This window comes from Saccharothrix sp. DSM 118769 (genome assembly GCF_052936295.1).
Window position 1 is genome coordinate 8,167,753 of record NZ_CP193627.1, and the last position, 21,854, is coordinate 8,189,606.

A 21,854-nucleotide genomic window follows, 5' to 3' on the forward strand; every position below is an offset into this window, starting at 1 on the left:
GGTCCCAGTCCTCGATTTCGGTTCGCTCCGGCGGCCTTCCCCCCTCTCCCGCCCTGGCTGCGCAACCCAGTCCAGCCTCAGCTCCAGCCCCGCACCCTTCGCCCGGCCCCGGCCTTGCGGCTCTGCGTCCCTTTCCCAACCCCGGCTCCAGCCCTGCGGTTCTGCGGCTCTTGTCCAGCCCCGTGCCCGGTCTCGGCCCCGCGCCCGGTCTCGGCCCCGCGCCCGGTCTCGGCCCCGCGCCCGGTCTCGGCCCCTGCCCCCGTCTCTACCTCGGTTCCGAGTCCGGCCTCGCGCGACCGCCACCCAGCCCTGGCCCCTGGCCCCGGACTCCGGGCCTGCGACCGCCGCCCATCCCCATCTCCCCTTCGGCCTTGAACGCCTGGTCACAGGCCCGCGCTGGCCCGCCTCTTCTCCGCCACCCCGGCCCTCTCCTCCGCCTCCGCCGCGGGAAGGCCGGGGTTTTGCGCGTTCGCAGGCGCAGGGCGGTCGTGAAAGTTGTTCTCGTGTTGATTCGTCCTATTGCCCTCTAGTGGGATTGTTCAACAATCCTCTAGCGTGTGTCCCACGGCACACCCCTCTGGCAGCGAGGTGATCCCGACATGAGCACCACCGACACCACCCCCACCGCCACCGGGCCGTTCGCGTGGTTCCACACGCTCGGCCGCAACGGCAAACGGGCGTTCATAGGCGCGTTCGGCGGCTACGGGCTCGACGCCTACGACTTCCAGGTCCTCCCCCTGGGCCTGTTCGCCATCACCGCCTACTTCGGCATCAGCCAGGGCCAAGCGGGCCTGCTGAACACCGTCACCCTGGTCGTCTCGGCCATCGGCGGCGCCGTCGCGGGCATCCTCGCCGACCGCATCGGCCGCGTCCGCACCCTGATGATCACCGTCATCACCTACGCCGTCTTCACGGTCGCCTGCGGTTTCGCCACCAGCTACGAGATGCTGATGGTCTTCCGCGCCCTCCAGGGCCTCGGCTTCGGCGGCGAGTGGGCGGCGGGCGCGATCCTCGTCGCCGAGTACTGCAAACCGCAGTACCGGGGCCGCACGGTGGCGTTCATCCAGAGCTCGTGGGCCGTCGGCTGGGCGCTCAGCGTGGTCGTCTACACCGCCGTCTTCACCTTCGTGCCGCAGGACACGGCCTGGCGCGTGCTGTTCTGGACCGGCGCGATCCCCGCCGTGCTCGTCTTCTACATCCGCCGCAACATCCAGGACGCCCCGCGCGCCGACGCGGCCCTCGGCACCAGCACCCGCAAGGGCAGCTTCCGGGAGATCTTCCGCAACCCCCTCGGCCGCACGACGTTCTTCGCCGCGCTCCTCGCCACCGGCGTCCAGGGCGGCTACTACACGCTCGCGAGCTGGGTGCCGACGTTCCTCAAGACCGAACGCGGCCTCAGCGTCGTCGGCACCGGCGGCTACCTGACCCTGCTCATCGGCGGCGCGTTCGCGGGCTACCTCACCGGCGGCTACCTGACCGACCGGCTCGGCCGCAAGCGCACCTTCACCCTCTTCGCGGTCCTGAGCGCGCTGCTGGTGGTGGCGTTCACCCAGATCCCGGCGGGCGGGAACGGCATCCTGCTGCTCGTCACGTTCCCGCTCGGCTTCAGCACGTCGGCGATTTTCAGCGGGTTCGGCTCGTACCTGGCCGAGCTGTACCCGACCGACCTGCGCGGCACGGGCCAGGGCTTCACCTACAACTTCGGCCGGGGCATGGGCGCGCTGTTCCCGACCGCGGTGGGCTTCCTGTCGACCACGATGGGCGTCGGCGGCGCGATGGTGTTCGGCGCCATCGGCTACGGCATCGCGGTGCTCGCCCTGCTGGGCCTGCCGGAGACGAAGGGCGTGGAACTGCGATGACCCCGAACACGACGAACCCGGCCACGACGACCCCCGCGGCCCTGTCCCCGGCGGAGGTCCGGCGCACGCACACCGGCCCCACCGCCGGCCTCGCCGACGGCTACGCCCAGGCCAACCTGATCGCGGTGCCCGCGGACTGGGCGTACGACGTCCTGCTGTTCACCCAGCGCAACCCCAAGCCGTGCCCGGTCCTCGACGTCACCGACGCCGGGAGCACCACGACCGCGCTGGCGGACAACGCCGACCTGATGCGCGACCTGCCCCGCTACCGCGTGTGGGAGAACGGCCTGCTGCGCGGCGAGTTCACCGACGCCACGCCGTTCTGGCGCGACGACCTGGTGGCGTTCCTCATCGGGTGCAGCTTCACCTTCGAGTCGCAGCTGCGGACCGCCGGCGTCCCGCTCCGCCACGTCGAGCAGGGCCGCAACGTGCCGATGTACGTCACCGACCTCGCGTGCCGCCCCGCCGGGCGGCTGCACGGGCCGGTGGTCGTCTCGATGCGCTACGTCCCGGCCGACCTGGTGGGCACGGCGCGGGAGGTGACCGCCCGGATGCCCGCCGTCCACGGCGCGCCGCTGCACGTGGGCGACCCGGCCGCACTGGGCATCGCCGACCTGGGCGCGCCGGACTTCGGCGAGCCCACCGAACCGCACGACGGCGACGTGCCCGTGTTCTGGGCGTGCGGCGTCACCCCGCAGGCCGCGGTCATGGCGTCGAAGCCGCCGTTCGCGATCACCCACGCGCCGGGGCACATGTTCGTCACCGACGTGCGCGACACCGCGTACGCGCTCTGAGGAACCGGCTAGCCCAGCCGCCGACCGAGGTCGTCCAACCCGTTCCACGCGGCCAGGCAGCCGTAGGCCAGCGCCGCGCCCAGGGGCCACGCGAGCAGTCCCCACCACGTCTCCAGGACGGGGGCCAGCGCGATCACGTCACCGACCTCGGGCGCGGCGCCGAGCGCGTAGTCGCCGGCCGCCGTGCCGAGCCCGGTGCGCTGCGCCAGGAACCCGGCGACCGTCGACCCCAGCACCGCGCCCAGCATCACCACGGGGCCGCGCCGCTCGCGCAGCATCCACACCGCGATGCCGGTCAGCAGCCCCACGACCAACCCCATCAGCACGAACAGCATCAGCCCGTCGAGCCGGTGGTAGCTCTCGCCGGTCACCGGGACCAGCGAGGCGTCCTCCTGCACGACGACGTTCTGCCCCGGCGCGAGCCACGCCCACAGCCACCCGGCGGGCAGCCCGACCAGGGCGACGGCCGACAGGACGGAGAACGCGGGCAGCAGGTCGCGCTTCACCACGACCCGCGGCCGGCGCACCACGTAGTAGTGCTCGAACGTCGGCACGGGTGGCACCCGGACCGGGGCGACCCGCTCGTCCACCGGTTGCTCCGCCACCCGACGACCTCCCTGCACCCCGCGGCCACCGCACCCGTGACCGATGCAGGGCAGGTTACCGCGCGGAGGTGATCTCCCCGTGACGGCTGCACGTGGCGGTCCAGCCGGCCGGGGTCACCTGCACCACCATCCGGCGGGCGCACGCGGCGCAGAAGCGCGGCGGGTCGATCACGCCCAACCGCGCCGCGCACGGCGAGTGGTCCGCGACGGCCAGCTCGCCGCCGCAGTAGCCGCAGTACGTCACGGCAACCGCCGCCCCGGTACCCGTCGTCACAGCGTCTTGCTCAATTCCTTGATCGGCATCGACAGCTCGGTCAGCATGTCCAGGTCCTGCTGCGCCGGGCGGCCGAGGTTGGTCAGGTAGTTGCCCACGATGATGGCGTTGACGCCGCCGAGCATCCCCTGCTTCGCGCCCAGGTCGCCGAAGGTCAGCTCACGGCCGCCCGCGAAGCGCAGGATCGTGCGGGGCAGGGCGAGCCGGAACGCGCCGACCGCGCGCAGCGCGTCGGGCCCCTCGACCACCGGGTAGTTCTCGTACGGGGTGCCCGGGTTGGGGATGAGGAAGTTCAGCGGCACCTCGTCGGGCTCCAGCGCGGCCAGCTGCACGGCGAACTCGGCGCGCTGCGCCAGCGTCTCGCCCATGCCGATGATGCCGCCGCAGCACACCTCCATGCCCGCCTCGCGGATCATGGTGAGCGTGTCCCACCGCTCCTCCCACGAGTGGGTGGTGACCACGTTGGGGAAGTGGGAGCGCGCCGTCTCCAGGTTGTGGTTGTAGCGGTGGACGCCCATCGCCACCAGCTCGTCCACCTGCTCCTGGGTGAGCATGCCGAGCGAGCACGCGATCTGGATGTCGTTGCCGTCCTCGCGGATGGCCTTGATGCCGTCGCGGACCTGCGACAGCAGGCGCTTGTCCGGGCCGCGCACGGCGGCCACGATGCAGAACTCGGTCGCGCCGGTCTCGGCGGTCTGCCGCGCGGCCTTGACCAGGCCCGGGATGTCGAGCCACGCCGAGCGCACCGGGGACGGGAACTGGCCGGACTGGGAGCAGAAGTGGCAGTCCTCCGGGCAGCCGCCGGTCTTGAGCGACACGATGCCCTCGACCTCGACCTCCGGCCCGCACCAGCGCATCCGCACGGCGTGCGCCAGTTCCAGCAGGTCGGGGATGCGCTCGTCGGGCAGCTGGAGGACTTCGAGCACCTGCTCCTCGGACAGCCCGACGCCCTGCTCCAGCACCTGCTCGCGCGCGACGCCGAGGACATCGACCTGTTCAGGGGCTGCGGTCACGACTTCTCCTCCATCGTCGACGGTGGTCCGGCGGTCAGTCTGCCGCACGGACCACCCGGCAGACAGCGACGTACGTCACTGGTCGGGTCGGCACGGGTGCGGGGCGGCGAACTCGTCCGGGTCGAACGTGCCGCCGAACCACGGCGACAGGCCGGCCCGGGCCACGTCGGTGAACTCGGCCCGGCCGAGCGCCGCGGCGCCGTCGGGCAGCGCGCCGAGCAGCGGCGCGCCGGCCGCCTCGGGCAGGTCGACGAGGTTGGTGAGGGAGGCGAGGTCGGGTTCGGCGGGCCAGCGGCCCACCACGACGCCCACCGACTCCAGGCCGCGCCGCAGCAGGGCCTCGGCGGTCAGCGCGGTCGTGTTCAGCGTGCCCAGGCCCGCCTGGGCGACGATGAGCACCGGGGCGTTGAGGGCCCACGCGGCGTCGGCGATCGTGGAGCCGGCCTCGTCGAAGCGCACCAGCAGCCCGCCCGCGCCCTCGACGAGCACCAGGTCGTGCGTGGCGTCCAGCTCCGCGGCGGCGGCGGCCACCTCGCCGGGGTGCACGGTCGGCAGCCCGGAGCGGCGCGCGGCCGTGGCCGGGGCCAGCGGTTCGGGGTAGCGGCGCAGCTCACGGGTGGTGACGGGGCCGGCGAGCCGGACCACCTCCGCCAGGTCACCCGGTTCGCCGTCGGCGATGCCCGTCTGCGCGGGCTTGAGCACGGCGACCCGCCGGCCGTCGGCGGAGGCCAGGGCCGCCAGGGCGGCGACGACCACGGTCTTGCCGACCTCGGTGCCCGTGCCGGTGATCACGAGGACGCTCACGGGCCCTCACCTTAGGCGTACGCGGAGCGTGGCGGTCGTCCGCGTTCTACAGTCACCGCCATGGGTGAGATCGTCCTCTACGGTGCGAACTGGTGCGGTGACTGCCGCCGGGCGAAGGCGTGGCTGCGGGAGCACGAAGTGCCGTTCACGGAGGTCGACGTCGAGCACGACGACGCGGCCCGCGACCGCGCCGTCGAGCTCGCCGGCGGCCGGAAGAACATCCCGGTCGTCGTGCTCCCGGGCGGTCGCGTCCTGGTCGAGCCGACGAACACCGAGCTGGCCGCCGCGGTCGGGACCTGACGTGGGCAAGCCCGGCCGGCGCAAGCGGCGTCAGCGGAGCGGTCAGCGCGAGCGGGACGAGACGGCGTACACCGCCGCGCGGCAGGCCGTGCGGGCGCAGCGGAACTGGTTCAACCGGCAGGGCGGCGGCACGCAGGTCCTCGTGGTCTTCGGCGGGGTCGGCCTCGTCGTCGGGCTGCACTTCCTGCTGTGGGGCGAGCTCATCCCCGCGGTGGGCGTGCTGGTGGGCCGGGTCCCGGTGCTGTCGACCGTCGCCGGCTGGCTGTACGGCGGCGGCGCGGTGATGGCGTGGGGCGTCTACGTCGTCAACCGCGCGACGGCGGGCCCCGAGGTGCGGAAGAGGCTGCTCACCACGGCGTGGGCGTGGACGCCGGTCGCCCTGGCGTGCTTCCCCAGCGAGTTCGCCGACTCCACCGCGCTGCCCGCCGACTACTGGGCGGGCGTGTACGCGAGCGCGTACGGCCTGCTCATCGTCCCCCTGGCCGTCGTGGTGCTGGCCCTGCTCGCGGCGTTGCTGATCAAGCTGTTCCCCCGCCTGGAGGGCGTGGGGGACGGCTGGGTCGGCTGGCTGTGCATCGGCTACTCGTCCCTGCTGCTGGTCTGGGCGTCAACGCTGCTGCGCATGTGACGCCCCGGCCGCGGCCACCACGGCGGCCGAGATGGCGGCCACGTCGTCGTCCGTGCTGATGAACGGCGGCATGGTGTAGATCAGGTCCCGGAACGGCCGCAGCCACACCCCGCGCTCGACGGCGGCGGCGGTGGCGGCGGCCACGTCGACCTGGTGGTCGAGCTGCACCACGCCGATCGCGCCCAGCACCCGCACGTCGCCGGGCGCGCCGGCGAGCCCGGCGCGCAGCCCGTCCGAGACGCGCGCCACGGCCCCCCGCCAGTCCTGCGACAGCAGCAGCTCCGTCGAGGCCAGCGCCACGGCGGAGGCCAGCGGGTTGCCCATGAACGTCGGGCCGTGGGCGAGCACGGGCACCTCGCCGCGCGAGATGCCGTCGGCCACCGCCGCCGTGCACAGGGTCGCCGCCATCGACAGGTAGCCGCCGGTCAGGGCCTTGCCCACGCACATGATGTCGGGGCTCACCCCGGCGTGGTCGGCGGCGAACAGCTCCCCGGTGCGGCCGAAGCCGGTGGCGACCTCGTCGAAGACCAGCAGCACGTCGTGCGCCAGGGTCAGCTCGCGCAGCACGTGCAGGTAGCGCGGGTCGTGGAACCTCATGCCGCCCGCGCCCTGCACGACCGGTTCCACGACGACGGCGGCCAGCTCGTCGGCGTGCTCCTCCACCAGGTCGGCGAGGACCCGCACGTAGTCGGTCTCCAGCTCGCGCGGCGGCGCGGGGGCGAACACCTGCTCGGGCAGCACGCCCCGCCACAGCGAGTGCATCCCGCCCTCCGGGTCGCACACCGACATCGGCTGGAACGTGTCGCCGTGGTACCCGCCGCGCCAGGTCAGCAGCCGCCGCTTCGCCGGCCTGCCCCGGGAGCGCTGGTACTGGAGGGCCATCTTGACCGCGACCTCGACCGACACCGACCCCGAGTCGCACAGGAACACGTGCTCCAGCGGCGCGGGCGTGATCTCCACGAGCTTCGCGCACAGCGCCACGGCGGGCTCGTGGGTGAGGCCGCCGAACATGACGTGGCTCATCCGGCCGAGCTGGTCGCGCACCGCCGCGTCGAGCACGGGGTGCCGGTAGCCGTGGATGGCGGCCCACCAGGACGACATGCCGTCGATCAGCTCGCGCCCGTCGTCCAGCCGCAGCCGGACCCCTGAAGCCGAGGAGACCACCAGCGGCTCCAGGGTGCCCGGCATGGGGCCGTACGGGTGCCAGACGTGCGCCCGGTCCAGCTTCAGCAGATCATCGCGGTCCACGGGGCGTGAGGTTAACCGGCAGCCGGACGAGGCCCCGGATCAACGTCCCCGGCCGCCACGGCAGCGCGTCCAGGTCGGCGGCGGGCGTCACGTCGAACCGGTCGACCAGCGTGCCGATCGCGATCTGCCCCTCCAGCCGGGCCAGCGGCGCGCCCAGGCAGAAGTGGATGCCGTGGCCGAACGCCAGGTGCCCGCCGCCGGGGCGGGTGATGTCGAACCGGTCGGCGTCCGGGAACCTCCCGCTGTCGCGGTTGGCGGACAGCAGCGACACCAGGACGAGGCTGTCGCCCGGGATGACCACGTCGCCCAGCTCGACGTCGTCGGTGGTGTAGCGCAGCGTCGCCTGGTTGACCGGGCTCTCGAAGCGCAGCACCTCCTCGACCGCGCCGGCCAGCAGCGACGGGTCGGCGCGCAGCGCGGCGAGCTGGTCTGGGTGGCGCAGCAGGTGGTGCACGCCGTTGGCGATCAGGTTGACCGTCGTCTCGTGCCCGGCGACCAGCAGCAGGAACGCCATCGAGATCAGTTCGAGGTGGTCGAGCCGGTCGCCGTCCTCGTCCGCGTGGATCAGCGCGGAGAAGAAGTCGTCACCCGGGTTGGCCCTCTTGTGCTCGACGAGCTGGTACAGGTAGGCGCCCATCGCCTTGCCCGCCGCCTCGATGTCGCCCGGCTCGACGCCGCCGCTGACCAGCACGTTCGACCACTCGCGGAACTCGTCGCGCCGGTCGAGCGGCACGTCGAGCATCTCGCAGATGACCGTGATGGGCAGCGGGAACGCCAGGGCGTCGACCAGGTCGACCGGTTCGCCCGCGGGCACCGCGTCGAGCAGCTCGTCGGTGATCTCCTGCACCCGCTCGCGCAGCTGCTCGACCCGGCGCGCGGTGAACGCCTTGGTGACGAGCTTGCGCAGCCGCGTGTGGTCCGGCGGGTCCATGTTCAGCATGTGCCGGCTGAGGGCCTCCTCGAAGGCGACCACGTCGCCGCCCTCGACGACGCGGGACTTCTCCACCACCTCGGGGAAGCCCTCGTAGTCCTTGCTGAAGCGCGGGTCGGCGAGCGCGACCCGCGCCTCGTCGTAGCGGGTCACCAGCCACGCCCGCGACCCGCGCGGGGTCACGATCTCGGTCGCGGCCCCCTCTTCGCGGAGCCTGGCGTGGAAGGCGTGCGGGTCTGCGTAGTACTCCTCGCCCAGGACTTCGAGTCCGGCGATCTTCTCCCCCACGGGGAACCCTCCTCATTTGAGTTAACCCTGTTCACTCAAACGAAGCGAGCGGCTCTCGTGTCCCCGCATCCCGCGGGTATCACCCGATCAGCCCAAGCACCCCGGTCCGAGGAGGGCCTTCAGATCGCCCATCAGGGACGGCGTGGGAGCGACCCGGAGCGCGTCGTCCAGCTTCAGCAGCGTGTTGCGGCTGCTGTTGATGATCAGGTTCAGGTGCACCTCGGTCGACCCCGGGTGGGCGCGCAGCACCTCCTTGAGGGAGGTCACCAGCTTCGGGTCGCACCGCGACGCGGACAGCTTCAGCTTCAGCGCCTGCGAGCCCATCTCGGCCAGGTCCGGCACGACCAGGTCGTTGGCGATCAGCGACGTGCGGTCGTCCCGCTTCGCCACCCGCGCCTTGACCAGCACGATCGCGTCCTCGGCCACGGACATGCCGTGCACGACGTAGCTCTTGGGGAAGAACAGCACCTCGATGCCGCCGGCGAGGTCTTCGAGCATCGCCGACGCCCACGGCTCGCCGTTCTTGTTCACCCGGCGCGTCACCGAGGCGAGGATGCCGCCCAGCGTGACCTGCTGCCCGTCCGGCACGTCGCCTTCCAGGATGCGCGCGATCGAGGTGTCCGAGTACGACGAGAGGATCTGCTCCACGCCGTTGAGCGGGTGGCCCGACACGTACAGGCCCAGCATCTCCCGCTCCAGGGTGAGCTGGTGCTTGGACTCCCAGTGCTCCACGGGGATCTTCACGTCGAACACCGACGCGCCGTCGTCCCCGCCGCCGTCGCCGAACAGGTCGAACTGGCCGCGCGCCTCCTCCTTCTTGGTCAGCATGATCGCGTCGACCGCCTCGACGTGGACCATGTGCAGGCCCTTGCGCGGGTGGCCGAGCGAGTCGAACGCGCCCGCCTTGATCAGCGACTCGACGACCTTCTTGTTGCACGCCTGCGCGTCGACCTTGCGCAGGAAGTCGGAGAAGTCGGTGAACTTCCCCTTCTCCTTGCGGGTGGCGATGATCGCGTCGACCACGTTCGCGCCGACGTTGCGGATCGCGCCCAGGCCGAACCGGATGTCGTCCCCGACCGCGACGAACTCGCGCTCGGACTCGTTGACGTCCGGCGGGAGCACGGTGATGCCCATCCGGCGGCACTCGGCCAGGTAGATGGCCGACTTGTCCTTGTTGTCCGAGTTCGTGGTGAGCAGGGCGGCCATGAACTCGGCCGGGTAGTTCGCCTTCAGGTAGGCGGTCCAGTAGGAGACCAGGCCGTACGCGGCGGAGTGCGCCTTGTTGAACGCGTAGTCCGCGAACGGGACGAGGATGTCCCACAGGGTCTTGATCGCGTCGGCCGGGTAGCCGTTGTCGAGCATGCCCTTCTCGAAGCCGGCGAACTCCTTGTCCAGGATCTCCTTCTTCTTCTTGCCCATGGCGCGGCGCAGCAGGTCCGCCTGGCCGAGCGAGTAGCCCGCCAGCTTCTGCGCGATCGCCATGACCTGCTCCTGGTACACGATCAGGCCGTACGTCGTGCCCAGGATGTCCTCCAGGGCGTCGGCCAGCGCCGGGTGGATCGGCGTGATCTCCTGGAGCTTGTTCTTGCGCAGCGCGTAGTTCGTGTGCGAGTTCGCGCCCATCGGCCCCGGGCGGTACAGCGCGCCCACGGCCGAGATGTCCTCGAAGTTGTCGGGGCGCATCAGCCGCAGCAGGTCCCGCATGGGCCCGCCGTCCAGCTGGAACACGCCCAGCGTCTCGCCCTTCGACAGCAGCGAGTAGGTCTTCTTGTCGTCCAGGCCCAGGTGGTCGAGGTCGACCGGCGGCTTGCCGTTCAGCTCGATGTTCTTGAGCGTGTCGTCGATCGTGGTCAGGTTGCTCAGGCCCAGGAAGTCCATCTTCAGCAGGCCGAGCGTCTCGCACGTCGGGTAGTCGAACTGGGTGATGATCGACCCGTCCTGCGGGCGCATCCAGACCGGGATGTGGTCCGTCAGCGGCTCCGCGGACATGATCACCGCGCAGGCGTGCACGCCCGCGTTGCGGATCAGGCCCTCCAGGCCGCGGCCGGTGTCGATGATCTCCTTGACCTGCGGGTCCGTCTCGTAGAGCGCCCGGACCTCGGCGGCCTCGGAGTACCGCTTGTGCTGCGGGTCGAACACGCCCGACAGCGGGATGTCCTTGCCCATCACGGCGGGCGGCATGGCCTTGGAGATGCGGTCGGCCACCGCGTAGCCCGGCTGCCCGTACAGCACGCGGGCGGAGTCCTTGATCGCCGCCTTCGCCTTGATCGTGCCGAACGTGATCACCTGGGCGACCTTGTCGGCCCCCCACTTGTCGGTCACGTACCGGATCACGTCGCCGCGCCGGCGCTCGTCGAAGTCGATGTCGATGTCGGGCGGGCTGACGCGGTCCGGGTTGAGGAACCGCTCGAAGATCAGGCCGTGCGCCAGCGGGTCCAGGTCGGTGATGCCCATCGCGTACGCGATGAGCGCGCCCGCGGCGGAACCGCGGCCCGGGCCGACGCGGATGCCGTTGGCCTTGGCCCAGTTGATGAAGTCGGCCACCACCAGGAAGTACGACGGGAAGCCCATCTGGAGGATGACGCCGATCTCGAACTCGACCTGCTTCTCGTGGACCTCGTCCACGCCCTCCGGGAACCGGCGGCGCATCCCGGCCCAGACCTCCTCGCGGAAGTACTCGGCCTCGGTCTTGCCCTCCGGGACCGGGTAGCGCGGCATGAGGTTCTGGAAGGCGAACATGCCGGTCGTGTCGACCTTCTCCGCCACCAGCAGGGTGTTGCGGCACCCCTCCTGCCAGGCGTCGGACGAGTCGATGGCGCGCATCTCCTCCGGCGACTTCAGGTAGTAGCCCGTGCCGTCGAACTTGAACCGGCTCGGGTCCTGGAGCGTCTTGCCGGTCTGCACGCACAGCAGCGCCTCGTGCGCCTCGCGGTCCTCGGCGTAGGTGTAGTGCGAGTCGTTCGTCACGACGAACGGGATGGCGAGCTTCTTCGCGATCTCCACCAGGCCGCCGCGCACCCGGCTCTCGATCTCGATGCCGTGGTCCATCAGCTCGACGAAGAAGTTGTCCGCGCCGTAGATGTCGCGCCACTTGGCGGCGGCCTCCAGCGCCTCGCGCTCGTGGCCCAGCCGCAGGCGGGTCTGCACCTCGCCGGACGGGCAGCCGGTGGTCGCCATCAGCCCGGCCGAGTGCTCGGCGATCAGCTCGGCGTCCATCCGGGCCCACTTGCCCAGCTGGCCCTCGGTGGAGGCGCGGCTGGAGAGCTTCATCAGGTTGTGCAGGCCCTCGTTGGTGCGGGCCCAGATGGTCTGGTGGGTGTACGCGCCGCTGGCGGAGACGTCGTCCGACTTCTGCCCCGGGTCGCCCCACAGCACGCGCTTCTTGTTGAAGCGGGACTCGGGGGCGAGGTACGCCTCGATGCCGATCACCGGCTTGACCCCGGCCGCCTTCGCCTGCCGGTAGAAGTCGTAGGCGCCGTACATGTTGCCGTGGTCGGTGATGGCGGCGGCGGGCATGCCCATCCGCTCGCACTCGGCGAACATGTCCTTCAGCTTCGCCGCGCCGTCGAGCATCGAGTACTCGGTGTGCACGTGGAGGTGCACAAACGAGTCAGCCACGCCCAAACCCCCTTGTATACCACGTACAACGAGCCATCAGCGGAGACGAGAGCGCCGCCCGCAGCACACTAGTCCGGACGTGGAAGGGACCACCACCCGACGGGCCGATGCCGCGCGGATCCCCGTGAACGGGTAGCGTTTCGGGTGTGGTGACGCCGGACCCAGTCGACGCACGTCTGCTCGCGCTGCTCGCTGAGTCGGGCCGGGCGGCGGTCCACGAGCTGGCGGCCAAGCTGGGCATGGACCCCCGCGAGGCGGCCACCCGGTTGATCACCCTCTCGGGCAGCGGGCTGCCGCTGCTGGTCGGCGTCGAGTGCGACCCGAACGGCATCCGCAAGGCCCTCGCCAACAGCGTGGCCTGGGGCAACTACTCGGGTCCCCCGGCCGGCCAGGTGCGCGGCACGCCCAGCGGCCCGTACCCGGGAGCGGCGGGCACCCCGTCCGGCCCCTACCCGCCGTACGCGCCGCCGCAGGGCCCGCCCAGCCAGCCCTTCCCCGCCCAGCCGCAGCCGCAGCCCCACCAGTCGGGCCCCGTGCCCGCCCCGGAGCCGATGAGCGTGTGGGGCGTGCCCGGCACGTCGGGCTGGGCGCGCGGCGACCAGCAGCCGGCCCCGCGGGCGCGCACCGGCAAGATCGGCAGCACGCTGGAGACCGAGGGCCTGGAGGGCGCCCGGTTCACGATCCAGCTGGTGGAGGTCGTCGACCCGGCGGACTTCCTGTTCACCGCCGCCGGCTACAAGCTGGCCGCCGGCGAGCGGGCCGTGGTCGTGCACACGGAGCTGGCGAACACGGGCAAGGTGCCGTTCACCGCGCTGCCCGACATGTACCTGGTGCTGATGACGACCACCGGCGAGACGGTGGGCAAGGCCCCCGTCTCCCTGTCGTCCCGGCCGCCGCACAAGATCGGCGTGCAGCCGGGCGAGACGGCGGGCGGGCACACCGTCTACGTGCTGCCGGAGGACACGGCGATCTTCTCGGTCCGCTGGAGCTCCCGCCCGGAGACCGACCTCAACACCCTGGTCTGGACGATCGACGACTGACCCGGTCGGGCGGGTCGGGACGCCGGGCGCCGCGGGCGACGGGTCCGCTCCCTCACCCGTCCCGGCGGAGGAGCCGGTCGAGGAACGAGCGCTTCGCCGACCCCGCCGGCGACCCGTCCCCCCGGTCGGGACCCGCGACGGGCGGCGTGGTCGGCGGCGCGGCGGGCGGCAGCGGTTCGGGTTCCGGCAGCTCTCCCCCGATCACGGCGGGGGCCACGCTCCAGCCGCCCTCGGCGGCCGGCAGCCGGGTACCCCGCGGCGGTGTGAGATCCAGGTCGTCGTCGCCCGTGGACACCACACGTACCTCCCCTCACGAGCGTGTCGTCGGGACCACGCTACGCGAGGTCGGCTCGCGGTCAGTAGCCCTCGGCGCGCAGCAGCTCCAGCGCGTCGCGGAGGTCGGCCGGGTACTCGCTGGTGAACTCGACCCACTGGCCGTCGGCCGGGTGGTGGAAGCCGAGCCTGCGGGCGTGCAGCCACTGCCGGGTGACGCCGAGGCGCTTGGCCAGGACCGGGTCGGCGCCGTAGGTCAGGTCGCCCACGCACGGGTGGCGCAGCGCGGAGAAGTGCACCCGGATCTGGTGGGTGCGGCCGGTCTCCAGGTGCACGTCCAGCAGGGACGCGGCGCGGAACGCCTCGACCACCTCGTAGTGGGTGATGCTCGGCTTGCCGTTGGCCATCACGGCGAACTTGTAGTCGTGCTTGGGGTGCCGGTCGATGGGGGCGTCGATGGTGCCCTTGATCGGGTCCGGGTGGCCCTGCACGAGCGCGTGGTAGAGCTTGTCGACCGTGCGCTCCTTGAAGGCGTGCTTGAGCGCGGAGTAGGCGTGCTCGCTCTTGGCGACGACCATGACGCCGGTGGTGCCGACGTCGAGCCGGTGCACGACGCCCTGCCGCTCGGCCGCGCCGGAGGTGGCGATGCGGATGCCCGCGGCGGCCAGGCCGCCCACCACGGTCGGGCCGGTCCACCCCGGGCTGGGGTGCACGGCCACGCCCACCGGCTTGTCGACCACGATCACGTCGTCGTCCTCGTGCAGCACGAGCAGGCCCTCCACGGGCACCGCCTGCACCTGGACCGGCCGCTCGGGCTCGGGGAGGGTGACCTCCAGCACGGCGCCGGCGACGAGCCGGTCGGACTTGCCGGCGGCCTGACCGTCCAGCACGACGTCACCGGCCTCGGTGAGCGCGGCGACGGCGGTGCGCGACAGGCCGAGCAGCTTGGCCAGGCCCGCGTCGACGCGCATGCCGTCCAGGCCGTCGGGCACGGGCAGGGTGCGGTAGCCGCTCATTCGCCCGCCTCCTTCTCCGCCTGGGCGGGCTTCTTCTTCTCCACGCGCGTCCCGTCGTAGTCGCGCTGGAGCAGGGCCATCAGGACGATGACACCGCCGCCCACGCAGATGGCCGAGTCGGCCAGGTTGAACACCGGGAAGACCCGGCCCCAGGGGTCCAGCACCGAGATGTAGTCCACGACGCCGCCGCGCAGCGGGCCGGGCGCCCGGAAGACCCGGTCGACCAGGTTGCCGGTGGCGCCGCCGAGCACGAGCCCGAGGCCGATGGCCCAGCCGACCGACCGCAGCCGGCGGGCGATCCACAGGATGAACCCGACGACGCCGAACGCGATCAGCGCGAGGATCACCGTCCAGCCCTCGGCCATGCCGAACGCGGCACCGGTGTTGCGGATCAGCGGCAGGTACAGCAGGCCGCCGAACAGCTCGACCGGCTCCCGCCCCTCCAGCTCCTCGACCGCGATCACCTTGACGACGACGTCGAGCGCCAACACGATCGGCGCGATGACCGCCAGCAGCGCGACGCGTCGCTTCGGCAGCGGCGGCTCGGGCTGGTCGGCGTCGTCGGCCGGCTCGGCGCTGGGATCGGTGCTCACCCGGCCATTGTCCAACACGCTGCTCAGCGCAGGAACGGCGGGAGCGCGCGCTGGTCGTCGCACGGCGCCCAGCGGCCGTCGCGCTGCTCGTAGGCCCACCGCGAACCCTCGGTGACGAGACGGCGCAGCGCGGCCACGAACCGGTCGACGTGCTCCTCCGAGCTGCCCAGGCCGAGGGACGCGCGCAGGGCCCGCCCGCCCCCGGTGAGCCGGTGCACGGCGACGTGGGCGCAGAACGCGCCGTCGCGCACGCCGATGCCGTGCTCGGCGGACAGCGCCGCGGCCAGGTAGCCGGCGTCCTGGCCGCCGACGGTGAAGCTCACCACGCCGACCCGGTCCTGCCCGCCGCCGAACAGGGCCAGCTCGTGCACGCCGGGCACGGTCGCCAACCCCTCGCGCAGGCGGGCCAGCAGGACGCGCTCGTGCTCGGCGACCCGCTCCCAGTGCCGCCCGAGGACGTCGCAGGCCACGGCGAGGGCGTGCACGCCGACCACGTTGGGCGTGCCGGCCTCGTGCCGCTCGGGCACCGCCGACCAGGCCACGCCCAGCCGGTCGCCGTGGTCGGTGACGCGGGCCGTGGCACCCCCGCCGACCAGGTACGGCTCGGCGGCCTGGAGCCAGTCGGAGCGGCCGACCAGCGCGCCGGAGCCGAACGGCGCGTACAGCTTGTGCCCGGACAGCACGGTGTAGTCCACGTCGAGGGCGCGCACGTCGACCGGGCGGTGCGGGGCGAGCTGGGCGGCGTCCAGGGCGACGCGCGCCCCGTGCCGGCGGGCGACCCGGGCCAGCTCGGCGACCGGCCACAGCTCGCCGGTCACGTTGGACGCGCCGGTCACCACGACCAGGCGCGGTCCGACGGGGGCCTCGCGCAGCGCGCGGTCCAGCTCCAGCACGGCCGCGGCGGGCGAGGACGGGGTGCGCAGGCGGCGCACGTTCGGGCCGCGCCACGGCAGCAGGGCGGCGTGGTGCTCGGTGTCGAACAGCAGCACGGCGGTGTGCTTCGGCACGCTGCGGGCCAGCAGGTTCAGCGCGTCGGTGGCGTTGCGGGTGAACACGACGGCGTCGGTGGACCGGGCGCCGAGGAAGCGGCGGACCGACGCGCGGGCCTGCTCGTAGACGCGGGTGGAGACCTGCGAGGCGAAGCCGGCGCCCCGGTGCACGCTCGCGTACCAGGGCAGCAGCTCGTCGACGGCGTCGCGGACCTGCTCCAGGCACGGCGCGCTGGCCGCGTGGTCGAGGTTGGCGTACTCGACGCGCTCACCGGTGACCAGCGGCACGCGCAGCGCGGAGCCGACGACGCGGGGCAGGGCGGCGGTGGTAGTGGCAGCGGTCGTGCTGGCAGTGGTCGTGGTGGCAGTGGTGACGGCGGTGGTGGGCCTGGGGACTGCGACGGTCATGACACCCTCCGGGGAGTCCGGGACTCCACCCGTGGGAAGGGAGTCCGCGCTTGCCGGACGCCCTGCGCGCCGGCCAGGTCCTCATCGGGGGCACCCCACCGCGGTAGGAGGGTTGCCGGCCAGCTAGCCCGAGCTTGTCGCTGGCACTCATGACCTTCACCCCGAAGGTAACCGGAACACCGCGCCGCCGTCGAGACGCGCCCACATCGTGGGAGGTCGCGGCTACGGCAGCCCCGCGTCGCCCTTCCAGCGCGCGAACCGGCCGGCCCGGTCGACCGCCCTGATCCGCTGCTCCGTGGCGGTGCGCGCGACCTCCGTGCACACGACCAGCAGCTGGTCGTGCTCCTGGAGCCGGGTGGTCGGCTGGGGCGTGAAGCTGTTCTCCGCCCGCACCACGAGGCTCACCGACGAGCCCGGCGGCAGCCGCAGCTCGGACAGGTAGACGCCGTGCAGCTTGGAGCCGCGCTGGATGCGCACCTGGAGCAGCTCCGCGCCCAGCTCGTCCAGCGCCGAGGAGTCGACCTGCACCTCGTGCGCCTCGCCGGACTTGACCAGGCCGAGCCACTTCGCGAGCCACGGCAGGGTGGTGCCCTGCACCAGGGTCAGCACCACGACCAGCACGAACACCGCGTCGACCAGCCGCTGGGCGCCGTCGACGCCCTGGATCAGCGGGATCAGCGCGAACACGATGGGCACCGCGCCGCGCAGCCCGGACCACGAGATGAACACCTGTTCGCGCCACGGCACCCGGAACGGCAGCGCCGCGCACAGCACCGACAGGGGTCTGGCCAGCAGCACCAGCACCGCGCCCGCGACCAGGGCGGGCACCAGGGCGTCGAGCACCCGACCGGGCGAGGCGTACAGGCCGAGCAGCACGAACAGGCCGATCTGGGCGATCCAGCCGAGGCCCTCGGCGAACGACAGGGTGTCCGCGCGGTGCGGCAGGCGGGCGTTGCCGAGGACCAGCGCGGCGATGTAGACGGCGAGGAAGCCGGAGGCGTGCGCGAGGTCGCCGGCGGTGTAGGCGAGCAGGCACACGGCGACCGTGGCCAGCGGGTACAGGCCGGTGGAGGGCAGGGCGGCGCGGCGCAGCCCCACCCCGCCGAGCCAGCCGAGCGCGATGCCGATCAGGGCGCCCGCGACCAGCTCGTACACCATCAGGGCGGGCGCGGTCCACGTCACCGGGTCGGGCGAGGCGAGCAGCACGACGGCGATGTAGACCGGCGCGTCGTTGATGCCGGACTCCAGCTCCAGCGCGCCGATGAGCCGCTTGCCCACGCCCACCCCGCGCAGCACGCTGAACACGGCCGCCGCGTCGGTGGACGACAGCACCGCGCCCCACAGCAGGGCCGTGCGCCAGTCCATGTCCAGCAGGAAGTGCAGCGCGAAGCCGGTGACCGCGATGCTGACGCCGACGGACACTGTGGACAGTGCGATGCCCAGCCCCATCGCCGGTTTCACCGCGCTCCACCGCGTGGTCAGGCCGCCCTCGGTGAGGATGAGCACGAGCGCGGCCGTGCCGAGGGAACGGGTCAGGTCGGCGTCCTCGAACTGGATGCCGAGCACCGCCTCGCCCAGCAGCACCCCGATGCCGAGGTAGAGCAGGAGCGAGGGCAGGCCGAGCCGGATCGACACCCGCACCGCGATGACCGAGAGGAGCAGCACCGCGGCGGCGAGGCCGAGGAAGCCCGTCACACCACCCACCCGACCTCCCGCCGCCGCCCGTCGGGGCCATTCTTCCCGCTCACGCGGAAATGGACTAATCCGGCAGCAGCGGCGACCACCATCCGAACGCCCCTAGCGCGACCGATGCGCGGGCGTGCATGTTGATGTGCGGGTCCGCCGCCCCGGTCACCTCCACTTCCCTGCGGGAGAACACCGTGAAGTTGCGAACGATCTCCACCGCGCTGCTCCTGACCAGCGCGCTCCTCGGTTCGGGTGCGGCCACCGCCGCGCCCGCCGCCGTCCTGGCCGGGCCGAACATCCCGGTCAGCGCCGTCCAGGCCGACCTCGCCCAGCTGCAGTCGATCGCCACGTCGAACGGCGGCAACCGGGCGCACGGCAGGCCCGGCTACCTCGCGTCGGTCAACTGGGTGAAGTCCAAGTTGGACGCCGCCGGCTACACCACCCGGGTGCAGTCGTTCACCAGCAACGGCGCCATCGGCTACAACCTGATCGCCGACTGGCCGGCGGGCGACGCGAACAACGTCGTCATGGTCGGCGGGCACCTCGACAGCGTCTCCGCCGGGCCGGGCATCAACGACAACGGCACCGGATCGGCGAGCATCCTCGAAGTGGCGCTGGCCGTGCGGTCCAGCGGTTTCCAGCCGGGCAAGCGCTTGCGCTTCGCCTGGTGGGGTGCCGAGGAGCTGGGCCTGGTCGGCTCGACCTACTACGTGAACTCGCTGTCCACAACGGACCGGTCGAGGATCAGGAGCTACCTGAACTTCGACATGACCGGCTCCCCGAACCCCGGCTACTTCGTCTACAGCGCGTCCGGGCAGCCGTCCGGCTCGCTCGCCCTCCAGCAGGTGCTCCAGGGGTACTTCGGGTCCATCGGCGTGCCCACCGAGCTGACCAGCGTGGGCGGCCGGTCCGACCACGCGGCGTTCGCCCGCGCGGGCATCCCGGTCGGCGGCACGTTCACCGGCGCGGAGGGGGTCAAGACCTCGGCGCAGGCGCAGAAGTGGGGCGGCACGGCGGGCACGGCGTTCGACCGCTGCTACCACCGCTCGTGCGACACCTCGTCGAACGTGAACGCGACCGCGCTGGACCGCAACGCGGACGCCATCGCGCACGCCGTGTGGACGCTGGGCGCCTGACAGCGGGCAGGCGGCGCGGCGGGCGGCGGGCGGCCTCAGTCGCCGAGCAGCCGTTCCAGCACGTCCCGGGCGTCGGCCGGGGCGGGGTCGACCTGCACGACCTTGTCCCGGCCGCGCTCGCCCGCGACCACCTCGACGTCCTGCCTGCGCACGCCGAACGCCCTGGCCAGGGCCTTGCGCACGGCCTCGTTGGCCTTGCCCTCGACAGCGGGCGCGGCGACCGCGACGACCAGCGCGCCGCCGTCCCACCGACCGCCGACGGCCTCCCGCCGCGCGCCCGGCTTGACCCGGACCGCGAACCGGAACGCCTCAGGCACGGCCGACCACCGCCGCCAGCGCCTCGTCCACCGCCGCCGCGTCGACCTGCCCGGAGGACGCCAGGTGGGCCTGCCCGAGGTAGACCGAGCAGGCGAGCACCGCCCGCCGCCGGGCCGCGTCGGGCGGGAACCCCAGCGCGCGGAACAGCGCCTCCAGGCAGGCTGCCCGCCGTTCGGTCACCCGGCGCAGCACCGGCGCCACCGCCGGGGCGTCCCGGGCGGCGAGCATCGCGACCTCGACCGCGGTGTCCGCGGGGCGCTCCAGCGCCGCGGTGAGCAGCAGCCGCAGCCCGTCCTCCGGGCCGGCCGCCGCGACCGGGGCGAGGACGGCCTCGGCGTAGTCGCGCTCCCAGCGTTCGAGGGTGGCCCCGAGCAGGTCCTCCCGGTCGGCGAAGTGCCAGTAGGCGCTGCCCTTGGTCGCGCCGAGCCGGGCCGCCAGCGGCTCCACCGCGACCGCCGCCACGCCCCCCGCGGCCAGCGCCTCCAGGGCGACCGCGGTCCAGTCGTCCCGCGTCCTCCTGGCCACGTTTCCATACGCTACCGTACGGTCGCCCGCCGCGCGGTTCACCCCGACAGGTGATCACCGCGGGTCCGCTTGCCGCCCGCCGCCACGAGGAGGAGCGTCGGACGACCGGCGTGACGGGTTTCCTCCACAACCCGCGGTCCCGTCCGTCTACTCGGTACGGGCACCGAGCGAGGGGGAGGAGGGTTCGTGCCGGAAGACCCCGACGACGAGGCCGGCTTCACCGACTTCTACCACCGCGAACGCACCAGGATGTGCCGGTTCGCGGCGGTGGTGTCGCCCCACCTCGACCACGAGTCGGCGGTGCAGGACGCCTTCGTCGGCGCCTGGCGGAACTGGCCGGTGATCGCCCCGTCGGCGCGACGTGCTTGGCTGGTGAGGACGATCCGCAACCTGCTGGTGGACCAGGCCCGCCGGCGGGAGCGGCCGAGCGAGCTGTCCGACGAGGTCGTCGCCCGGCAGCGCGGCACGTTCCGCGTCCTGGTGCAGCGGCACCGGGACGCCGAGGCGTGGCACGAGCTGACCAGCACGCTGGCCGCCGTCGCGGCCCTGCCGGAGCACCTGCGCACCGCGCTGGTGATGCGGTTCTGGGACTTCGACGACGACGAGATCGCCGACGTGCTGGGGTGCCGGCGGGACTCGGTGCGCCGGTACGTGTCGGAGGCGCGGGCGAAGGTCAGCACGCGGGTGGGCAACGAGGAACGCCGCGTGCGCGGGAAGGGGACTGCATGAGCGACGAACTGGACCCTCGGCTCGACCACCTGCGCGCGGAGCTGTCCGAGGCCATCCCCGACGACCCGGAACCGGACGACCTGGGCCTGGCCGCCGTCATGGCGCAGGGCTCGCCGCACGACCGCCAGGCCGCCCTCGTGGTCGCCGGCCGGGCCGGGTCGCGCGAGGCGCTGGACGCCCTGGTCGTCGAGCTGACCCCGCTCGTCTGGCACGTGGCCCGCGGCAACGGCCTGGACCAGGCGACCGCCGAGGACGTCGTGCAGACGGTGTGGCTGAGCCTGCTGCGCCACCTGGACCGCCTGGCCGAGCCGCGGGCCGTCGCCGGCTGGCTGATCGTGGCCACCCGCCGCGAGTCCCAGCGCGCGTGGCGGGAGCGCCACGGCCGCCCGGCCCTGTCCGCGGACTCGGCCCTGGACGTGCCCGACGACCGCTGGCTGCCGGAGCCGGAGGCCCTGCGCGACGACCGCGACCGCCGCCTGTGGCGCGCGTTCGGCGAGATGACGAGGCGCTGCCAGGAGCTGCTCCGCCTGACCGTGCTGGCGGGCCGGGCCGAGTACCGCGCCGTGGCGGAGGCCCTGTCCATGCCGAGGGGCTCCATCGGCCCCACCCGGGGTCGGTGCCTGGGGCAGCTCAGGGACCGGTTGGAGAAGGACGGCGTCATCTGACGGCGGGTCCCCGCGGACCGCCGACAGGCCCGGCACCGCCGTACCCGACCCGCCACCGACAAGCCTGGCCCACCGCCGACCTGCCCAGGCCGCCACCGACGTGCCCGGCCCACC

At 72.9% G+C, this 21,854-nt stretch carries 23 protein-coding genes and 1 riboswitch; of the genes, 8 read left to right on the forward strand and 15 right to left on the reverse strand.

All coding sequences use genetic code 11. The annotated features are described in order from the left end of the window. Window positions 1-599 precede the first annotated feature (599 nt). Together ACRAKJ_RS34395 and ACRAKJ_RS34400 are read left to right on the forward strand one after the other, a co-directional pair. Complete coding sequence (locus tag ACRAKJ_RS34395; RefSeq protein WP_438919510.1) at window positions 600-1,859, forward strand: MFS transporter; 1,260 nt, start codon at window positions 600-602, stop codon at window positions 1,857-1,859. Continuing rightward, entirely contained in the window at window positions 1,856-2,653 is a 798-nt protein-coding gene (locus ACRAKJ_RS34400) for a putative hydro-lyase (RefSeq protein WP_438919509.1), read from the forward strand. The genes ACRAKJ_RS34395 and ACRAKJ_RS34400 overlap by 4 nt, the downstream gene beginning before the upstream one ends. An 8-nt stretch (window positions 2,654-2,661) precedes the next feature. Here ACRAKJ_RS34400 and ACRAKJ_RS34405 read toward each other — a convergent pair whose 3' ends face one another. From ACRAKJ_RS34405 to bioD, 4 genes are all read right to left on the reverse strand, one after another. Next, complete coding sequence (locus ACRAKJ_RS34405; protein ID WP_438919508.1) at window positions 2,662-3,258, reverse strand: DUF2567 domain-containing protein; 597 nt, start codon at window positions 3,256-3,258, stop codon at window positions 2,662-2,664. A 55-nt stretch (window positions 3,259-3,313) separates the two neighbouring features. Further along, a complete protein-coding gene (bsaP, locus tag ACRAKJ_RS34410; protein ID WP_438919507.1) occupies window positions 3,314-3,532 on the reverse strand; it encodes a biotin synthase auxiliary protein BsaP in 219 nt (72 codons plus the stop codon). Next, complete coding sequence (bioB, locus tag ACRAKJ_RS34415) at window positions 3,529-4,545, reverse strand: biotin synthase BioB (RefSeq protein ID WP_438919506.1); 1,017 nt, start codon at window positions 4,543-4,545, stop codon at window positions 3,529-3,531. Before bioB ends, bsaP begins: the two co-directional genes overlap by 4 nt. Window positions 4,546-4,620: 75 nt before the next feature. Next, on the reverse strand, window positions 4,621-5,349 hold the full coding sequence (bioD, locus tag ACRAKJ_RS34420; protein WP_438919505.1) for a dethiobiotin synthase: 729 nt from the start codon (window positions 5,347-5,349) through the stop codon (window positions 4,621-4,623). 60 nt (window positions 5,350-5,409) lie between these two features. Here bioD and ACRAKJ_RS34425 point away from each other — a divergent pair, with 60 nt between their 5' ends. Further along, window positions 5,410-5,649, forward strand: a complete 240-nt coding sequence (locus ACRAKJ_RS34425) for a glutaredoxin domain-containing protein (RefSeq protein WP_438919504.1) — start codon at window positions 5,410-5,412, stop codon at window positions 5,647-5,649. Window position 5,650: 1 nt separating this feature from the next. Then, window positions 5,651-6,277 carry a hypothetical protein gene (locus ACRAKJ_RS34430; protein WP_438919503.1) on the forward strand — a complete coding sequence of 209 codons (627 nt, stop codon included), beginning with the start codon at window positions 5,651-5,653 and terminating at the stop codon, window positions 6,275-6,277. On the opposite strand, the gene ACRAKJ_RS34435 is transcribed toward ACRAKJ_RS34430, so the two are convergent. The 3 genes from ACRAKJ_RS34435 to dnaE all read right to left on the reverse strand — a co-directional run bounded on the left by ACRAKJ_RS34435 (window position 6,257) and on the right by dnaE (window position 12,362). After that, entirely contained in the window at window positions 6,257-7,525 is a 1,269-nt protein-coding gene (locus tag ACRAKJ_RS34435; RefSeq protein WP_438919502.1) for an adenosylmethionine--8-amino-7-oxononanoate transaminase, read from the reverse strand. The two genes, ACRAKJ_RS34430 and ACRAKJ_RS34435, sit on opposite strands and share 21 nt — an antisense overlap. Next, window positions 7,512-8,744 carry a cytochrome P450 gene (locus ACRAKJ_RS34440; protein WP_438919501.1) on the reverse strand — a complete coding sequence of 411 codons (1,233 nt, stop codon included), beginning with the start codon at window positions 8,742-8,744 and terminating at the stop codon, window positions 7,512-7,514. The genes ACRAKJ_RS34435 and ACRAKJ_RS34440 overlap by 14 nt, the downstream gene beginning before the upstream one ends. Before the next feature lie 87 nt (window positions 8,745-8,831). After that, complete coding sequence (gene dnaE / locus ACRAKJ_RS34445; protein WP_438919500.1) at window positions 8,832-12,362, reverse strand: DNA polymerase III subunit alpha; 3,531 nt, start codon at window positions 12,360-12,362, stop codon at window positions 8,832-8,834. Between the two features lie 146 nt (window positions 12,363-12,508). Here dnaE and ACRAKJ_RS34450 point away from each other — a divergent pair, with 146 nt between their 5' ends. Then, window positions 12,509-13,402 (forward strand): AsnC family protein, encoded by an 894-nt coding sequence (locus ACRAKJ_RS34450; protein WP_438919499.1) that lies wholly within the window; start codon window positions 12,509-12,511, stop codon window positions 13,400-13,402. 52 nt (window positions 13,403-13,454) lie between these two features. Here the strand turns inward: ACRAKJ_RS34450 and ACRAKJ_RS34455 are convergent, their stop codons facing one another. From ACRAKJ_RS34455 to ACRAKJ_RS34480, 6 genes are all read right to left on the reverse strand, one after another. After that, window positions 13,455-13,697 carry a hypothetical protein gene (locus ACRAKJ_RS34455; protein ID WP_438919498.1) on the reverse strand — a complete coding sequence of 81 codons (243 nt, stop codon included), beginning with the start codon at window positions 13,695-13,697 and terminating at the stop codon, window positions 13,455-13,457. A gap of 61 nt (window positions 13,698-13,758) precedes the next feature. Then, window positions 13,759-14,691, reverse strand: coding sequence for an RluA family pseudouridine synthase (locus tag ACRAKJ_RS34460; protein WP_438919497.1), 933 nt, complete (start codon window positions 14,689-14,691; stop codon window positions 13,759-13,761). Next, a complete protein-coding gene (gene lspA, locus ACRAKJ_RS34465; RefSeq protein WP_438919496.1) occupies window positions 14,688-15,284 on the reverse strand; it encodes a signal peptidase II in 597 nt (198 codons plus the stop codon). Before lspA ends, ACRAKJ_RS34460 begins: the two co-directional genes overlap by 4 nt. 23 nt (window positions 15,285-15,307) lie before the next feature. Next, a complete protein-coding gene (locus tag ACRAKJ_RS34470) occupies window positions 15,308-16,681 on the reverse strand; it encodes an aminotransferase class V-fold PLP-dependent enzyme (RefSeq protein ID WP_438919495.1) in 1,374 nt (457 codons plus the stop codon). A 41-nt stretch (window positions 16,682-16,722) separates the two neighbouring features. Beyond that, a riboswitch (SAM riboswitch) is annotated at window positions 16,723-16,836 on the reverse strand. Between the two features lie 67 nt (window positions 16,837-16,903). Beyond that, on the reverse strand, window positions 16,904-18,376 hold the full coding sequence (locus ACRAKJ_RS34475; protein WP_438919554.1) for a potassium/proton antiporter: 1,473 nt from the start codon (window positions 18,374-18,376) through the stop codon (window positions 16,904-16,906). A gap of 64 nt (window positions 18,377-18,440) precedes the next feature. Continuing rightward, window positions 18,441-18,584 carry a hypothetical protein gene (locus tag ACRAKJ_RS34480; RefSeq protein WP_438919494.1) on the reverse strand — a complete coding sequence of 48 codons (144 nt, stop codon included), beginning with the start codon at window positions 18,582-18,584 and terminating at the stop codon, window positions 18,441-18,443. On the opposite strand from ACRAKJ_RS34480, the gene ACRAKJ_RS34485 reads away from it, so the two are divergent. Next, window positions 18,562-19,503: a M28 family peptidase gene (locus tag ACRAKJ_RS34485; protein WP_438919493.1), complete on the forward strand. Its 942-nt coding sequence runs from the start codon at window positions 18,562-18,564 to the stop codon at window positions 19,501-19,503. The two genes, ACRAKJ_RS34480 and ACRAKJ_RS34485, sit on opposite strands and share 23 nt — an antisense overlap. Window positions 19,504-19,538: 35 nt before the next feature. On the opposite strand, the gene ACRAKJ_RS34490 is transcribed toward ACRAKJ_RS34485, so the two are convergent. Both ACRAKJ_RS34490 and ACRAKJ_RS34495 read right to left on the reverse strand, forming a co-directional pair. Further along, window positions 19,539-19,820, reverse strand: a complete 282-nt coding sequence (locus ACRAKJ_RS34490) for a DUF167 domain-containing protein (protein WP_438919492.1) — start codon at window positions 19,818-19,820, stop codon at window positions 19,539-19,541. Continuing rightward, window positions 19,813-20,346, reverse strand: a complete 534-nt coding sequence (locus ACRAKJ_RS34495; protein ID WP_438919491.1) for a TetR family transcriptional regulator — start codon at window positions 20,344-20,346, stop codon at window positions 19,813-19,815. The genes ACRAKJ_RS34490 and ACRAKJ_RS34495 overlap by 8 nt, the downstream gene beginning before the upstream one ends. A gap of 186 nt (window positions 20,347-20,532) precedes the next feature. On the opposite strand from ACRAKJ_RS34495, the gene ACRAKJ_RS34500 reads away from it, so the two are divergent. Then, a complete protein-coding gene (locus ACRAKJ_RS34500) occupies window positions 20,533-21,075 on the forward strand; it encodes a sigma-70 family RNA polymerase sigma factor (protein WP_438919490.1) in 543 nt (180 codons plus the stop codon). A gap of 98 nt (window positions 21,076-21,173) precedes the next feature. Beyond that, window positions 21,174-21,740 carry a sigma-70 family RNA polymerase sigma factor gene (locus ACRAKJ_RS34505; protein ID WP_438919553.1) on the forward strand — a complete coding sequence of 189 codons (567 nt, stop codon included), beginning with the start codon at window positions 21,174-21,176 and terminating at the stop codon, window positions 21,738-21,740. Window positions 21,741-21,854 lie beyond the last annotated feature (114 nt).

Coding starts and splice junctions, on each gene's coding strand:
- ACRAKJ_RS34425 (WP_438919504.1), top strand. CDS start 5,410: ATGGGTGAGATCGTCCTCTACGGTGCGAACTGGTGCGGTGACTGCCGC.
- ACRAKJ_RS34470 (WP_438919495.1), bottom strand. CDS start 16,681: ATGACCGTCGCAGTCCCCAGGCCCACCACCGCCGTCACCACTGCCACC.
- ACRAKJ_RS34395 (WP_438919510.1), top strand. CDS start 600: ATGAGCACCACCGACACCACCCCCACCGCCACCGGGCCGTTCGCGTGG.
- ACRAKJ_RS34505 (WP_438919553.1), top strand. CDS start 21,174: ATGGCGCAGGGCTCGCCGCACGACCGCCAGGCCGCCCTCGTGGTCGCC.
- ACRAKJ_RS34400 (WP_438919509.1), top strand. CDS start 1,856: ATGACCCCGAACACGACGAACCCGGCCACGACGACCCCCGCGGCCCTG.
- ACRAKJ_RS34460 (WP_438919497.1), bottom strand. CDS start 14,691: ATGAGCGGCTACCGCACCCTGCCCGTGCCCGACGGCCTGGACGGCATG.